The organism is Sphingomonas sp. GW821-FHT03E12 (assembly GCF_059420685.1).
In genome coordinates, this window is record NZ_JBWKUF010000004.1 from 89,467 (window position 1) to 103,435 (window position 13,969).

Annotated in this window: 15 protein-coding genes; 6 read left to right on the plus strand and 9 right to left on the minus strand. The window is 66.9% G+C overall.

Going from position 1 to position 13,969, the window contains the following annotated elements; genetic code table 11:
- Positions 1 to 34: 34 nt before the first annotated feature.
- The 5 genes from AC07TU_RS13635 to AC07TU_RS13655 form a co-directional block, all read right to left on the minus strand.
- Positions 35 to 865: a flagellin gene (locus AC07TU_RS13635; RefSeq protein WP_495188465.1), complete on the minus strand. Its 831-nt coding sequence runs from the start codon at positions 863 to 865 to the stop codon at positions 35 to 37.
- Between the two features lie 250 nt (positions 866 to 1,115).
- Positions 1,116 to 1,874 carry a flagellar basal body L-ring protein FlgH gene (flgH, locus tag AC07TU_RS13640; RefSeq protein WP_495188466.1) on the minus strand — a complete coding sequence of 253 codons (759 nt, stop codon included), beginning with the start codon at positions 1,872 to 1,874 and terminating at the stop codon, positions 1,116 to 1,118.
- A gap of 14 nt (positions 1,875 to 1,888) precedes the next feature.
- Positions 1,889 to 2,323, minus strand: coding sequence for a flagellar basal body P-ring formation chaperone FlgA (gene flgA / locus AC07TU_RS13645; RefSeq protein WP_495189015.1), 435 nt, complete (start codon positions 2,321 to 2,323; stop codon positions 1,889 to 1,891).
- 8 nt (positions 2,324 to 2,331) lie between these two features.
- Positions 2,332 to 3,117, minus strand: a complete 786-nt coding sequence (gene flgG, locus AC07TU_RS13650) for a flagellar basal-body rod protein FlgG (RefSeq protein WP_495188467.1) — start codon at positions 3,115 to 3,117, stop codon at positions 2,332 to 2,334.
- A 34-nt stretch (positions 3,118 to 3,151) separates the two neighbouring features.
- Entirely contained in the window at positions 3,152 to 3,895 is a 744-nt protein-coding gene (locus tag AC07TU_RS13655) for a flagellar hook-basal body complex protein (RefSeq protein WP_495188468.1), read from the minus strand.
- Between the two features lie 141 nt (positions 3,896 to 4,036).
- On the opposite strand from AC07TU_RS13655, the gene AC07TU_RS13660 reads away from it, so the two are divergent.
- The 4 genes from AC07TU_RS13660 to AC07TU_RS13675 are packed head-to-tail and all read left to right on the plus strand — an operon-like array spanning position 4,037 to position 6,661.
- Entirely contained in the window at positions 4,037 to 4,549 is a 513-nt protein-coding gene (locus AC07TU_RS13660; RefSeq protein WP_495189016.1) for a flagellar basal body-associated FliL family protein, read from the plus strand.
- Positions 4,546 to 5,565, plus strand: coding sequence for a flagellar motor switch protein FliM (gene fliM, locus AC07TU_RS13665; protein ID WP_495188469.1), 1,020 nt, complete (start codon positions 4,546 to 4,548; stop codon positions 5,563 to 5,565). The genes AC07TU_RS13660 and fliM overlap by 4 nt, the downstream gene beginning before the upstream one ends.
- Complete coding sequence (locus AC07TU_RS13670) at positions 5,562 to 6,020, plus strand: DUF6468 domain-containing protein (RefSeq protein WP_495188470.1); 459 nt, start codon at positions 5,562 to 5,564, stop codon at positions 6,018 to 6,020. Before fliM ends, AC07TU_RS13670 begins: the two co-directional genes overlap by 4 nt.
- Positions 6,017 to 6,661, plus strand: a complete 645-nt coding sequence (locus tag AC07TU_RS13675) for a MotE family protein (RefSeq protein ID WP_495188471.1) — start codon at positions 6,017 to 6,019, stop codon at positions 6,659 to 6,661. Before AC07TU_RS13670 ends, AC07TU_RS13675 begins: the two co-directional genes overlap by 4 nt.
- Before the next feature lie 65 nt (positions 6,662 to 6,726).
- Here the strand turns inward: AC07TU_RS13675 and AC07TU_RS13680 are convergent, their stop codons facing one another.
- The gene (locus AC07TU_RS13680; protein ID WP_495188472.1) at positions 6,727 to 7,122 is read right to left on the minus strand and encodes a hypothetical protein; all 396 of its coding nucleotides are present in this window, start codon (positions 7,120 to 7,122) and stop codon (positions 6,727 to 6,729) included.
- Positions 7,123 to 7,224: 102 nt separating this feature from the next.
- On the opposite strand from AC07TU_RS13680, the gene AC07TU_RS13685 reads away from it, so the two are divergent.
- Together AC07TU_RS13685 and AC07TU_RS13690 are read left to right on the plus strand one after the other, a co-directional pair.
- Positions 7,225 to 7,464: a hypothetical protein gene (locus tag AC07TU_RS13685; protein WP_495188473.1), complete on the plus strand. Its 240-nt coding sequence runs from the start codon at positions 7,225 to 7,227 to the stop codon at positions 7,462 to 7,464.
- On the plus strand, positions 7,461 to 9,230 hold the full coding sequence (locus AC07TU_RS13690; RefSeq protein ID WP_495188474.1) for a hypothetical protein: 1,770 nt from the start codon (positions 7,461 to 7,463) through the stop codon (positions 9,228 to 9,230). The genes AC07TU_RS13685 and AC07TU_RS13690 overlap by 4 nt, the downstream gene beginning before the upstream one ends.
- A gap of 245 nt (positions 9,231 to 9,475) precedes the next feature.
- On the opposite strand, the gene AC07TU_RS13695 is transcribed toward AC07TU_RS13690, so the two are convergent.
- The 3 genes from AC07TU_RS13695 to flgE form a co-directional block, all read right to left on the minus strand.
- Positions 9,476 to 10,384 carry a flagellin gene (locus AC07TU_RS13695; protein WP_495188475.1) on the minus strand — a complete coding sequence of 303 codons (909 nt, stop codon included), beginning with the start codon at positions 10,382 to 10,384 and terminating at the stop codon, positions 9,476 to 9,478.
- A gap of 30 nt (positions 10,385 to 10,414) precedes the next feature.
- Positions 10,415 to 12,481, minus strand: coding sequence for a flagellar hook-associated protein FlgK (locus AC07TU_RS13700; RefSeq protein ID WP_495188476.1), 2,067 nt, complete (start codon positions 12,479 to 12,481; stop codon positions 10,415 to 10,417).
- A gap of 81 nt (positions 12,482 to 12,562) precedes the next feature.
- Entirely contained in the window at positions 12,563 to 13,879 is a 1,317-nt protein-coding gene (gene flgE, locus AC07TU_RS13705; RefSeq protein WP_495188477.1) for a flagellar hook protein FlgE, read from the minus strand.
- Positions 13,880 to 13,969: the final 90 nt, after the last annotated feature.

Genomic DNA, 13,969 nt, shown 5'->3' on the forward strand with positions numbered 1-13,969 from the left:
CCCTTTCAGTGGGGGCGGAAGGGCCGATCGAACCTTAACGGAACAGCGACAGGATCGTCTGCGGCGCCTGGTTGGCGATCGACAGAGCCTGGACGCCCAGCTGCTGCTGGACCTGCAGGGCCTGAAGGTTCGCCGATTCCTTCGCCAGGTCGGCGTCGACGAGGTTACCGATACCGGAGGTGACCACGTCCGACAGCTTGCTGGTGAACTTCAGCTGACCTTCGATCTTGCGCGAGGCAGCGCCGAGGTCGCTGAGGCTGGTGTTCACGCTCGCGATCACCGTGTCCAGCGTGCCGACCATCGTCTGGGCGGTCGCCTGGCTGTTGATGCCGCCCGCGCCGATCGCGGTGTCGACCGACACGTCGAACGACTGGTTGGCCACGGCGAGCGTGCTGGTGACGTCCAGGGACTGGAGCGCCGCAACCGTCTTCGTACCAGTGAAGGTGTTGTCGAGCAGGTTGGTGTTGTTGAACTCCGACGACTTGATGATCGTGCCGATCTGGCCCTTCAGCGCCGTGAAGTCCTTGTCGATCGCAGTGCGGCTGGCGGCGTCGAGGCCGGCGTCCGCAGCTTCATAGGCCTTCGACTTCATCTGGTTCAGAAGGTCGGAGATCTGTTCGGCACCCGCGATCGCGGTGTCGGTGACGCTCTTCGCGTTGTTGAGCGACGAGCTCACCGCGTTCAGGCCGCCCAGGTCACCCCGGAGAGACTGAGCCACCGTGTACTTTGCCGAGTCATCCTTGGTCGAGCTGACGGCCAGACCGGTGTTGATGCGGCTCTGCGTGACATCCATCTTCTTGTTGGTCGCGTTGAGGCTCTGGAGAGCAGCCATTGCGCCAGCATTGGTGTTAACCGAAAACGCCATTTCGTTCATTCCTTCTAGAATAGAAAGGCCGACTTCTGCGGCCTGTAGCAGGGGGACGCTGCCACCCGTATGGCCCATGTTCTGCGGGTCATAATCTATTCTAGGAAGTTATTTTGGAGTGCTGTGTTTGCGGGTGAATTTTATTTACGGCGCCGGGTCGTGCCCCGGAAACGATGCATCCCGTGCCCGCCTGGGAGCATGGCGGGCACGGGATGGCTGGTGATCCCGCGCATCGGGGCGGGGAGGGCGATCAGAAGGGGAAGAGTGCGTCGTAGATCTGCTGTCCCCAGCGCGCCTGCTGGGCGTCGGTCAGCTGACCGCGTCCGCCATAGCTGATGCGCGCGTCGGCGATCTGGCTGTGGCGGATGCTGTTGTCGCGGGCGATGTCCTCCGGCCGGATGACGCCGGTGACGACGAGCTCGCGCAGCTCGAAATTGACGCGCACTTCCTGGCGGCCGCGGATCATGAGGTTGCCGTTGGGCAGCACGTCCATGATCGAGGCGGCAACCGTCATGTTGATCTGTTCGCTGCGCGACGTGTTGCCCGCACCGGTCGCTCGTGAGTCCGAACTGGTATCGACCAGCTTCGACGGGTCCGGATTGCCGGGCAGGATCTTGCCGATCTGGCTTTCCAGGCCAAGCAGCGCGGCGATGCCGCCGCTCTCGCTGCCCGCGCGGGTGCGCGTCGTGGCGTTGTCGACCCGGGCATTGTCCGCGATGTTGATGCGGATGGTGACGATATCCCCGACGCGCGACGCGCGCTGGTCGCGGAAGAAGGCGCCCGCGCCGGTGCGGAACAGCGAGGCACCGCCGGGGGCGGTCTCGGCGAGGCTCGCCGAGCCGCCACGGCCCTGTGCCGCTGCGTTGCCGAGCGAGGGTTCAAGGTGCGGGGCAACCGGCACCTCCGCTTCGCCCATTCGCGGTGGCTTGCCGATCGCCTTGAGCCGCCCGACCGCGCCGCAGCCGGACAGCATCGACGCCGCGAGGATGACGGGAAGGATATATTTCATGGTTGCTGGCTCCCTTATGGGGCGATGAGACGCACCTGGCCCGGTATATCGGCCACGGCGTTCAGCGTGCGGTTGGTGCTGAGATTGAGGACGCGTACCGGCTCGCCCTTGCCGGCGTCAGCGAGGGCGCGGCCGGTTGCGGTGATCCGCAGTCCGCCCGAGACCAGGGCAATGACCACGGCCTCTCCGCGCCGGATGATGCGCGGCGCGGCGATATCGCTGGCGCGGACCGGGCTGCCCGCGGCGAGGCGGCGGGTGGCCTCCCGGCCCTCCGCATCGCCGGGCCGGGTGGCGCCGCGCGCGGCGGCAGGCGGCAGCGCGGCGCTGGTGAAGTCGGACGCGCTCAATGTTTCGCCCTTCTCCACCGTCCGGGCGAGGACGGGCGTGTCGGCCGAAGACGGGGCGGAGGCGAGGGGGCCTGCCGCGGCGAGGAGGGCGAGGGCGATCATCGCCACGATCAGCGCAGCTGCGCCGAGGTGGCGAGCATCTCGTCCGCTGCCTTCACGACGCGGCTGTTCATCTCATAGGCGCGCTGCGCGGTGATGAGCGAAGTGATCTCCGACACCGGATTGACGTTCGATGCCTCGACGAAACCCTGGGTCAGGGTGCCGAACGAGGGCTCGCCCGGGGTCGCGACGGTGGGCTGCCCCGACGCCGCGGTCTCGAGGAACAGGTTGGAGCCGACCGCTTCCAGCCCGGCTTCGTTGATGAAGGTCGCCAGCTCGAGCTGGCCGACGGTCTGCAGCTCGGTCTGGCCCGCGACCTTCACCTGCACTTCGCCGGTCTTGGACACGATCACGTCGAGCGCGCCCTGCGGAATGGTGATGTCGGGCTGGACGCGATAGCCGTCGGTCGTGACCAGCTCGCCCTGGTCGGAGAGCTGGAAGGAACCGGCGCGGGTAAAGGCCATCTCGCCCGACGGCATCATGATCTGGAAATAGCCCGGCCCGTCGATCGCCATGTCATAGCGGTTGCCGGTGTTGGTCATCGCGCCCTGTTCGGTGATGCGATAGACGCCGCCGGTGCGGACGCCCGCGCCGATCTGGATGCCCGAGGGGACGCGGGTGCCGTCCGCGCTGGTCGCCGCGCCGGGACGCGACACCTGCTGGTAGAGCAGGTCCTGGAACTCCGCCCGCTGCCGCTTGAACGCGGTGGTGTTCATGTTGGCGATGTTGTTCGAGATGACGTCGACATTGGTCTGCTGGGCCAGCATGCCGGTCGAGGCGATGGAAAGCGTACGCATGGAAGCTCCTTTGCGAAATCAGATGTGAATGAGGTCAGCCGATGCGGCCGAGGCGGTTGATTGCCTGCTTGCGCATGTCGGCCATGTCTTCGGAGAGGCGCCGGCTGGTCTGATAGGACCGCATGATGTCGACCATGTTGGTCGTCTCGACGATCGGCTCGACGTTGGAGGCCTCGACCCCGCCGCGGCGCAGCTTGGTCTCGGCCGCGGCCATGAAGCGGCCGCCTGTGCCCGTCAGCATGCCGTCTCCGCGGACTTCGAGCATGTTCTCGTCGGCAAAGCTGGTGACGGCGAGGCGGCCGAGCGGCGCGTCACCGGCCATCACCGATCCGTCCTCGGCGATGGTGACGTTGCGCATCTGGTCCGGCGGTACGTTGATCGTGCGGCCATTTTCGTCGAGCAGGCGCTGTCCGCCCGATGTTGCGAGGTCGCCATTGTCCAGGATCTTGACGAAGCCAGCCCGCGTATAGGCGACGCTGCCGTCGGGGTTCTGGACGTTGAGATAGCCCGGCCCCTCGATCATCACATCGAGCGGATTGCCGGTTGCCTGGAACGCGCCCTGCCGCGTGTCGTGGATTGCGCCATAGTCGAGCACGAAGCTGGTCTTGCGGGCGTCCTCGATCTGCGCCTGCTGCACCTGCTCCACATATTCATGGAACAGCGCCTGCTCGCGCTTGAAGCCGACCGTATTGGCATTGGCCATGTTGTTCGCCGTGATGTCCATCTGCCGGCGCAGGGCCTGCTCGTGGCTCAGCAGAACGAAGGATGAAACGTCCATTCCGGGCACCTTGCTGAAAAAGATCGCGATATTCGGCGCTAGGCACAAATTGCCGTGCGTCCCTCCTATAATAGAGGCGTGAACGCCAAAGCGGACGCGGACGGCATCTAATCGATGCGACGGTCCAAGGTTCAAAGGGGAATGAATGTGGCGAGTGACGCGATCATTGAGGTGACGCCGATAGAAGTGCGTAAGGACAAGCCGAAGAACCGCATGAAACTGCTGATCGCCGGCGGCAGCGCGGCATTGCTGCTGCTGGCGGCGGCAGGCGGCGGGGCGTGGTGGATGCTGCGCGACAAGGGCGGCGAGCACGAGCCTGTTGCCGCCGCTGTATCGGCCGGGACGGACGCTGCATCCTATATTGAGGCGCCGACGCTGACGGTGAACCTGCGCAGCGGCGACGGCCAGGCGCGCTTCCTGAAGCTGCGTTTCATCCTGGTCGCGGCCCATCCGGGCAAGGTGGACAGCATCAAGGAACGCCTGCCGGTGGTACTCGACGCGCTGCAGCCCTTCCTGCGCGAACTGCGCCCGGAGGACCTCGCCGGGTCGGCCGCGGTGTTTCGCATCAAGGAGGAAATGATGTCGCGCACAACCCAGGCGCTCGGCGCGGGCACGGTGCGCGACGTGCTGATCCAGGATCTGGTGCAGCAATGAGCGGCGATTTCGACGATTTCGTGCTGCCCGACCCGCCGCAGCCGGCGCCGGGCGGAGGCGACACCTTCGACCAGGCCGGGATCGACGCGCTGTTCGGCTTTACCGACGCGGCGCCGCAACAGCCCAAGAGTGGTCTCAAAGCGGTCATCGAATCCAACGTCATCAGCTATGAACGGCTGCCGATGCTGGAGGTGGTGTGCGAGCGCATGGTCCGGACTTTCGCGACCTCGATGCGCAACCTCACCTCCGACGCGATCGACGTGACGCTGGAGGAGATCACCTCCACCCGCTTCGGCGAGTTCATGAGCCATGTCGCGCTGCCCGCCATGTTCGGCGTGTTCAAGGCGCGCGAATGGGAGAATTTCGGTGTCGTCACGGTCGATTCCGGCCTGATCTATGCCGTGGTCGATGCGCTGCTGGGCGGACGCCGTGGCAACGCGCCGTTGAAGGTCGAGGGGCGCGCCTTTACCACCATCGAGACCCAGCTGGTCTGGAAGATGGTCGAGCTGGCGCTGGAAGAGCTTTCGCGCTCGTTCGAGGCGGTCGAGCCGGTGACGATGGAGCTCGAGCGGATCGAGGCCAGCCCGCGTTTCGCGGCGATCGCCGGGCCGAGCAACATCACCGCCGTCGCCACCTTCCGCGTCGACATGGAAGGGCGCGGCGGCAAGTTCAGCGTGCTGCTGCCCTATGCGACGCTTGAGCCGGTGCGGCCAAAGCTGCTGCAGCGCTTCATGGGCGAAAAGCTCGGCCGCGACCGTATGTGGGAAGCCCATATGGCGAGCGAGCTGATGAATACCGCCGTCACCGTCGATGTGGTGCTCGGCGAGAAACTGATGCCGCTGCGCGACGTCACCGGCCTCAAGGTCGGCCAAACCATCTCGCTCAACCGCGGTCCCGATGATGCGCTTCAGGTCCAGTGCGGCGGCATGCCGCTGGGCCAGGCGCATATCGGCCAGCGTTCCCAGAACATCGCCATCCGCATGGCGACCGACATCTCCAAAGGATATTCCCGATGACGTTCGTGACTTTCAGCAATGCGATGATGATGCTGCTGTGCGTGGCGGTGATCGTGCAGACCCTGCGCGTGAGCAAGAGCATCCGAGACCTGCGCGCGACCTCGCTCAACGATAGCGTGGCGCAGCTTGAACGAGCGACGGGGCAGGCCAGGGCGGTGCTGGGCGAACTCAGGACGCTGCTCGCCACTGAGGCCGTGGCCCAGAGCCGCGGCGCCGCGAACAGCGAGGCGCTGCGCGACGAACTGGCGGTGATGGTCGGGATCGGCAATTCGGTTGCCGACCGGATCATGGAGGCCGTGGCGGCACAGAATGAGGCCAAGGCGGAGGACGCGGTCGCGAAGGAGCCGTCCGCACGCCGCCAGCGCAAGCCGCGCTCGCGTTCGACGCCGGGCCGGCGCAAGGCACCCGCCGTACCCTCGGTGACGGCCGAGATGCCGGTCGCGGGGCACGCATGAAAACGCTCAGGATCCCCGCCTTACCCCTGCCCGGAGGCAAAGGCACCGGCCTTCTTGCCTATGCGCGCAGGCCGTCCACGTTGTTGCTGGGAGCGGCGGGCATCGGCGTGATCGCCAATGCGCTGGCGCTCGCTGCGCCGCTCGCGTCGGACCCGGCACCGGCAAGCCGTCTCGGTGTGTCGCTGCAGGACAGCATGGCCCAGCGCGACCGCACGCTGGCGGCGGAGAAGCGCAAGCTCGAGATGCGCGAGCAGGCGGCGAAGGCCGGGGAAGCCCGGCTCGCTGCGGAAATGCGCGCGCGCCAGGGGCAGCCGGGCGCCACCGATCCGGCGCAGGGCGCGCCGGTAGAGCCGAACCAGCCCTATGATGATCTTGCCCGCATCTACCAGACGATGAAGCCGGTGCGCGCCGCTCCGATCTTCGAGAAGCTCGATCTGGAGGTGCAGACGCAGGTTGCGCGCCGGATGCGCGAACGGTCGGCAGCGTTGCTGATGGCGGCGATGAGCCCCAATGCTGCCGCCGAGCTCACCATGTCGCTTGCCGGGCGCAAGGTGATCCAGCGGCCGCAACCAGTGGTCCGTGCAGCGTTGTCCCGGCCAAGAAGTTCACCGGCAGGAGGTCCGCCGACAGCCGGAAAATAGGCGCAAAGGAAAGGCCGCTTCCAATCCCGGAAGCGGCCTTTTTTATTGCCGGGTGAAGCGGAAAATCAGGCGGCGCGGGCCGATACCTTGACGATCAGCACGCGCGCGATCGTGCCGTCGACCCCGCGCAGGGCAGGCACGAGCGTGCCGGAGAGCCGGCGCACATCCACTGGCGTAAAGGGGGAGGCGTGAAGCCGCGCGAATTCGATCGCGGCGCTAAGGCCGGCAGCACGCAATTCGGGCATCTTCCGCGCGAGGCCGGCGGCGCCCGCTACGTCCCGCGCCTCAAGCACGATCGAGACGCGCAGCACGCCATCGATCCGGCCGGCATCGATGATCGGCACGGCGATTTCCTCCATCGCGACGAAGGTTGCGGCCTGCGCTTCCTGGGCATGGCCGGGCGCGGCAACCGCAAGGGACATGGCCGCGAAGGCGCTGACGGTCAGGGCGGAACGGCTCATCTCTTACTCCGGGTCGCCGCCGCATCAGATTGACGGTCCGTTCGACCGCTCCGGCGTGCTTCTCCTTCTATAATAGAGGGAAATGTCTCGAGGCAGGTGAAGATGAGCAGCGACCAGCGGCCCGGCAAGGTCCGGGTCTTTTCCTCCCGCACGCCGCCGCCCGCTCCGGCGCGGCGGCGCGGCGACCCGCAACAGGTGACTGCGCCCGGCGCTGAACCGGCTGTGCGAGCCGGGGATGTCGCGCGTCCGGACCGGACCATTCTACTCGCCATCCCGTTCCTCTTGGGGTGCGCGATCGGCGGCGCCGTGATCGCATGGCTGGGCCTGGGAGCCGTATCGTGAAGCGCGCGATGTTGCTTGCCTCGGCAGCGATGCTGGTCGGTGCTGATCTACCCCAGCCTGAAAGAGTGCAACCTGCCAAGCCGGTGCTGCCCGTGGCCCGTCTGCCGGGCTTTGCCGCCAATCTGGCGCAGCAGCCTGCGATCGACGGCCCGGGGGGCTGGCGGATCATCCCGCAGGACCAGGCCTGGCGCACCCTTGCCACCGCGCGGCAGACGGATCGCCAGCAGGCGCGCTGGGACTATGCGCGCAGCCTGATCGCCCAGGAACGCGGCGCCGAGGCGCTGGGCGTGCTTGAGGTGATGCGGCAGGACGATCCAGACCTTGCCATGGTCGATGCCTATCGGCTGGCGCGCGGTGCCGCGCTGGTTCAGCTCGGGCGGTTCGAGCAAGGCTCGGCCGAACTGTCGGCATCGAGCCTCGCGAGCAATGCCGAAGCCTGTATCTGGCGGATGCGTGCACTGTCGCTGGGCGACTTTCCCGAGCAGGCATTGCAACAGATACGGTGCGCTGCTCCCGCCTTTGCGGGACCGCGACGCAAGGCCTTTGCGCTCGCTGCAGCGCGCGCCGGGGTCGAAGGCGGACGCCCGGCCGATGCGCTCAAATGGCTGAATGGGGTGCCTGACCGCGACCCTGCTGCGAACCTCTATCGCGGCCGGGCCGAACTGGCATTGGGGCAACCCGATCAGGCGCGCCTTCGCTTCGCCCGGGTCGAGCAGTCGGGCAACATGGCGCTGCGCATGGATGCCCGCCTCAGCCAGATCGAGGCGGAGGTGGCCAATGGATCGGTGACCGCGGATGCGGCGCTCAAGCGTCTGTCGGCGCTGCGTTATGCCTGGCGCGGTGACGCGATCGAGGAGCGGGCATTGCGGCTGAGCTATCGCCTCAACGCCGAACGTGACGACATAAGGGGATCGCTGGCCGCGGGTGCAGCGCTGTTCCGCTTCTTCGATGCGGGGCGGCAGGGGGCGGACTTCCTGCCCGGCCTGCAGGCGAAGCTGGCACAGGCGCTCGATCCTGCGCGCAAATTGCCGCTGGAACAGGCGGCGGGCCTCTATTGGGACTATCGTGACCTTTCGCCCAGCGGTGCGGAGGGCGATCTTCTGGTCAGCCGCCTTGCCGAGCGGCTGCAGGCGGCGGGGGTGTACAGCCGTGCGGCGGATCTGCTGGAATATCAGCTGTTCAACCGCGCGGGCGATCTGGCCCGCGGCCCGCTCTCGGCCCGGGTCGCGAGCCTGCACATCCTGGCGGGCCGGCCGGACAAGGCGATCGACCTGCTCAAGCGATCGGCGGACCCGAACTATCCCGACGCCATGATCCATGCCCGCAAGCGGATGGAGGCGGTGGCGCTGACTCAGATCGGGCGCGTGCCCGAAGCGTTCGCGGTGTTGCAGGATGTCCCCGATGCAGTGGCGCTGCGGGCGGAAATCCTGTGGAAGCGGCGCGACTGGCTGGGTCTGGTCGCGGAAACGGCGGCGGCGCTGCCGCGTGCTGGGGCGCTGAGCGAGGTCGATCAGGCCATGGTGCTGCGCCACGCGATCTCGCTTGCCATGCTCGGGCGTGAGGATGGGCTGGCGGGGCTGCGAAGCCGCTATCAGGCGAGCTTCCGCGGGCTCAAGACCGCGCCAGTGTTTGATATGCTTACCGGTGCGCCCGGTTCGGTCGACCCCGAGACGCTGGCACGCGCCATGGCTGCGATGCCCGGCGCGAGCCCGGCGGGCGACATCGCCGCGCTGCTCGATCAGGCGCCCGGGAAGGTGAAAGGATAACGGAGAGGGGCGTCCTTCTTCGGGAGGGCGCCACGCAATGAGACGGGCGGCTCGGTCTTGCGACATGATCGCAAGGCCGGGCCGCCCGTTTCTGTATCTGCGGGGGATGCAGCCGGGTCGTTCAACGGACGAGATCCGACGCGAAAAAGGGGCGCGGCGTGATGCCTGCCCCTCAGCCGGTCCTGGCCGGCAATATCATCTGGCGCGGCCGGCACCGGGAACGGCCGGCCGCGCCAGTTCAGGCATCAATCCAGAAAGCGCACGAGCGACAGGCTGGAGAGCTGCGAGAAGACCGAATAGGAGGCCTCGAGGATGGTCTGGCGCTGCGAGATGTTGAGCGCGACCTGTCCCAGATCGGCGTCCTCGACGGAGCCGATGACGTCGGTGAGGAGGATTTCGCGGTCGTTGGCGCGCGTTTCCATCATCTCGACCTGGTTCTGCTTGCGGCCGTTCTCGGCATTGACCGAGCGCACGCCGACCAGGCCGGCATCGAGCTCGTCCAGCGCCTGACGGATCGCGATCTTCTGCGCATCGGTGAGCCGTTCGCCGATGGGGCCGGCAGCGGTCAGCGTCTTGAACGCCGGGACCAGCCCGGCACCGACATCGCTCGCGCCGACGCCATATTCGACATCGACGCCGTCGCCGACCCGGGCCGACTGGCGGACGCCGTCGTTGATGAAGACGTCGGCCGGCGCCATCGCGGCCAGATCGGCCAGCGTCTCGGGCACCATCGGAAGATCGTTGGTCTGCGACCCGGCAAAGATCGGAATCCCCGACTCCGTCGCATTGAGCGCCGCGCGCACATCGGCGAAGCTGCCCTCGATCAGATGCTGGATACCCGGCGAATTCCCGGTGCCCAGCGCGGTCATCAGTTCCTTGCGCAGGTTCGACAGGCTTTCGTCGATCTGCGTGATGTTCGCGTCGTACAGCGAGAGGGTGGTGCCCACCCGGCTGGCCACCGACTGATAGCTCTGCTGCTGCAACAGCATCGAGCGCGCGGACAGGGTCCGCACCGCGTCGATGCCGAGGCCCGCATAGTCATGCGCCTTCTTGCCGGTATTCAACTGAAGCTGGCTGGCGCCCAGACTCTGCTGGGATCGCTGCATCGCCCCGGACAGCGTCCGTTGCAGGGGTATGGTCGCTACGCGTGTCATTGCTCGCTGTCCTTTCCGGCTTTCTGGCCCTTATCTGAGCATCTGGAGGAGGGTGTCGTACATTTCCGACGCGGTGGTCATTGCGCGTGCGGCGGCGGAATAGCTGTTCTGGAGCACCACCATCTGCGCCAGTTCCTCGTCGACATTGACGCCGGAATAATTGTCGCGCCGACCGACCGCGTCGTCGAAGCGTGCTGCGGCGCCGGCGCGCGAGGTCTCGGCGAGCGAAGCTTCGGTACCCGCGCCGCCCAGCAGGCGGCTGGCGAAGGTATCGATCGTGGCCTTGCCGTCCTTGCCGAAGTCGAAGCTCTTGGCGAGCTGGTCGATGAACGCATTGGCGCCCGACAGGTCACCCGCGCCGATCGCCTTGGTGTTCACCGCGGCGCCGATCTGAAGCCGGGCGAGCGGAAGGTTGCTGGCCTTGGCCAGAATGTCGGCGCGCACCTCCGCCGTGCCGAGGCCGCTGGCGGTGCCGCTGAGGCCCGACAGCGCCGAGAAGGACAGGCCGGTGCCGTGGCGGCTGGTGGAATCGGACGGGATCGAAATGGTTGATCCCGCGCTCGCGCTATTGGGCGTGAACTGCACACGGCCTTTGGCGTCGAGCGCGAAGCTGCCGAAGCCGCCGAGCGGGCTGGCGTTGAGCTCGGTCATCAGGTCGCCGAAGGTCGGACCCGCCGATCCCGTCATCGTATAACTGGCGAGCAGCTTCCCCGTCGGGTCGCGCAGGGCGATTTCGGTCGTCTCGCCCGCGCCGAAGCCGTGCGGGTCGGTTGGCTTGAACCCGGACGGGACCAGCGCGCTGCTGTCCGAGCGGATCAGGTTGTTGAGCCCGAAGAACTGCGAGAATCCAGTGCCCGCGCGATCGCTGGGCGTGGTCGGGTGCTGCGCGATGGCGATGCCCTGGGTAGGATCGGTCGCCTTGATCGACAGCTTGCCGCCGGTGAAGCTGGCGGTGGCGTTGGGGCCGAGACCGGCGTTGATCGCGGCCACCGCATCGTCGACGGTGGCGCCGGCGCCTAGGGCGTCGAAGTCGATCTCGACTTTCTGGACTAGCGTGCCGTCGGCCTTGGCGACCGCGAACACGGCCTTGCCGGTAAAGCCCAGCCGGTCGGTGCCGATCAGGCCATTGGCCTCACCGGTCAGCGTGTTGGGCGGCGGCACGGTGGTGCCCGCATTGGCGACGGCGTTGAGGTTCTGTGCGAGGCCGGTGAAGAGCGTGCCGAGCTGCTCGGAAAAATTGGGAAGCGCGCGGTCGCGGATGTCGAGCAGGCCGCCGAGCTTGCCGCCGATCGCCGCGGAATCGATCCGTTCGCCGGTCGAGGCACCGATCACGCCGCTGTCCGATGCGAAGCGGATGTCGATCGGGGGATAGCTGTTCTGCGACGTGCCCGCGCCGACGGGGTAGCTCAGCTGCCGCAGCCTCTTGTCGAGCAGGACCTGGCCGGCCGCACTGTCGATCGTGACGCGCCCGTCGGGCTGCTCGCGGACAGTGATGTCGATGAGGCCGCTCAGCTCCTCGAGCGCGCTCATCCGCTGATCGGCGGCCCCCGAGGAGCTGCGCCCCAGGCCATGGAGACGCGCCACTTCGCTGTTGAGGTCATGGATCTGACCCAGCAGCACATTGGCCCGCTGGATCGTGTAGCCGACCTCGGTCTCGACATCGCCGCGCAGGCTCGACACATCCTTGTCCAGCCGGTGGATCGTGTCGATCGCGTCGGCGACGCTGCCCGTGAACAGCGTCACCGACTGGGTCGAGCCCTGAAGGCTGGTGATTTGCGCCGCCGCGGACGAAAGCGCGCCGAGGCGCGCGGCGAGGCCCGAGCTGGAGTCTGGTGCGCCCAGCAGCGACTGGAGCCGGTCGAGATAGGAAGACACTGCTTCCGATCGCCCGGCGGCGCCGCCGCGCTGGTAGACCGCGTTCTCGAGAAACTTGTCGGCGATGCGCGAGGGCTCGCCGATGACCACGCCGGAGACGCGCCCGCCCGACACCCCGGTGCTGAGCGACACGCGTTCGCGCGCATAGCCCGGGGTGCCCACATTGGCGATGTTGTTGGACACCGACCGCAGCCCCGCCTGCGAGGCGTTGAGGCCTGACATGGCTGAATTGAGAATCTCGTTCAGGGACAAGGCTGCGGGTCCTTCAACTTGCTTTACGGGGCAGGGTGGGCGCGGTCAGGGTCAGCGCTTGAGGTTGCTGACTTCCTGCAGCATGTCGTCGACGGTCGTGATGATCTTCGACGATGCGCTGTAGGCGCGCTGGAACAGGATCATGTTCGAGAATTCCTGCGCCAGATCGACGTTGGAGGCCTCGAGCTTGCCGGCCGCGATCGTTCCCGCACCCAGCGCGCCGGGCTTGTTGATCGCGAAATTGCCCGAATCCTGCGACATCATATACCCGTTGCCGCTGATCCGGGTGAGCCCGTCCGGGTTCTGGAAGGTCGCGATCGGCAGCTGGTAGATGGCGCGCGAGGTACCGTCCTCGAAGATGGCGCTGACGATACCGCCGTCCGAAATCTCGACCGAGGCGACCGTGCCGAGCATGCCGCCATCGACCGTGGACGAGAGGAGCGCGGATTCGCTGCCGAACTGGGTCAGCCCGTCGAGGCCGTCGTCGCTGCCGAGGCTGAGGCGGATCGGCGTCGATCCCGCATTGTTGGCCCAGCCGATATTGAGGTCGGCGAACAGCGCCGGATCGGATCCGGCAAGGTCGAGGCTGCCGTCCGGGTTGAACTTCACCTTGCCGCTCGCGAGCAGGCCGGTCGCGACCGGCGTGCCGCCGACGGTCTTGATATCGGCCGGATTGCCGGAGATTTCCGCGACCCATTCATTGGCGGCGGTCTTGACGAAGTTGAAGGTCAGACGATGCGACGTGCCCTGCGCATCATAGACATCGACCGAGCGCGAGAATTGCGGCGAGAGCGCACCCGACGCCATCGATCCGGGCACATAGGCGCCGGTGATCGGCGTGGCGGTCGACTGGAGGTTGGCGCGCAGCGCGATCTTGCTGGTCGGCATCGCCGATCCAGTCAGCGCATTGGGCCGGATCGGCTGCAGCGTGTTGAGGTTGCCGTTGTCGACATATTTGCCGTCGGCATCGAGCGGCCAGCCCTGCAGATAATAGCCCGCGGTGTTGCGCAGGAAGCCCTGCGCGTCCGGGGTGAAGGAACCGGCACGGGTGAAGGCGACTTCGGCGTTCGCGTCGTTGCCCGAACGGACGACGAAGAAGCCCGAGCCGTCGATGCCGATGTCGGTGAGGCTGCTCGAAGCCTGAAGCAGGCCCTGCTTGGAGATCAGCGCCTTGGGCGTGGCGCTTACGCCGCCCGCCGAATAATTGCTGCGCACGCGGCCGTCGGTCACGAGCGTCTGGAACTGGGCCGAAACGCCCTTGTAGCCGATGGTGTTCACATTGGTGATATTGTCCGCGACGGTCGCCATTGCGCTCGCCTGGGCTCCGAGACCGGAGACGCCGGCATAAAGAGCGGAATAGAGGCTCATATCATTCTCCCATGCGTGGGCGGCGTGCTCGGCATGCCCGACCCGATTACGTGACTATTGTAGGAGGGATTCCGGCGGCCCCGTTCGAGG

Coding starts and splice junctions, on each gene's coding strand:
- AC07TU_RS13635 (WP_495188465.1), bottom strand. CDS start 865: ATGGCGTTTTCGGTTAACACCAATGCTGGCGCAATGGCTGCTCTCCAG.
- flgH (WP_495188466.1), bottom strand. CDS start 1,874: ATGAAATATATCCTTCCCGTCATCCTCGCGGCGTCGATGCTGTCCGGC.
- flgA (WP_495189015.1), bottom strand. CDS start 2,323: ATGATCGCCCTCGCCCTCCTCGCCGCGGCAGGCCCCCTCGCCTCCGCC.
- flgG (WP_495188467.1), bottom strand. CDS start 3,117: ATGCGTACGCTTTCCATCGCCTCGACCGGCATGCTGGCCCAGCAGACC.
- AC07TU_RS13655 (WP_495188468.1), bottom strand. CDS start 3,895: ATGGACGTTTCATCCTTCGTTCTGCTGAGCCACGAGCAGGCCCTGCGC.
- AC07TU_RS13660 (WP_495189016.1), top strand. CDS start 4,037: ATGAATGTGGCGAGTGACGCGATCATTGAGGTGACGCCGATAGAAGTG.
- fliM (WP_495188469.1), top strand. CDS start 4,546: ATGAGCGGCGATTTCGACGATTTCGTGCTGCCCGACCCGCCGCAGCCG.
- AC07TU_RS13670 (WP_495188470.1), top strand. CDS start 5,562: ATGACGTTCGTGACTTTCAGCAATGCGATGATGATGCTGCTGTGCGTG.
- AC07TU_RS13675 (WP_495188471.1), top strand. CDS start 6,017: ATGAAAACGCTCAGGATCCCCGCCTTACCCCTGCCCGGAGGCAAAGGC.
- AC07TU_RS13680 (WP_495188472.1), bottom strand. CDS start 7,122: ATGAGCCGTTCCGCCCTGACCGTCAGCGCCTTCGCGGCCATGTCCCTT.
- AC07TU_RS13685 (WP_495188473.1), top strand. CDS start 7,225: ATGAGCAGCGACCAGCGGCCCGGCAAGGTCCGGGTCTTTTCCTCCCGC.
- AC07TU_RS13695 (WP_495188475.1), bottom strand. CDS start 10,384: ATGACACGCGTAGCGACCATACCCCTGCAACGGACGCTGTCCGGGGCG.
- AC07TU_RS13700 (WP_495188476.1), bottom strand. CDS start 12,481: ATGTCAGGCCTCAACGCCTCGCAGGCGGGGCTGCGGTCGGTGTCCAAC.
- flgE (WP_495188477.1), bottom strand. CDS start 13,879: ATGAGCCTCTATTCCGCTCTTTATGCCGGCGTCTCCGGTCTCGGAGCC.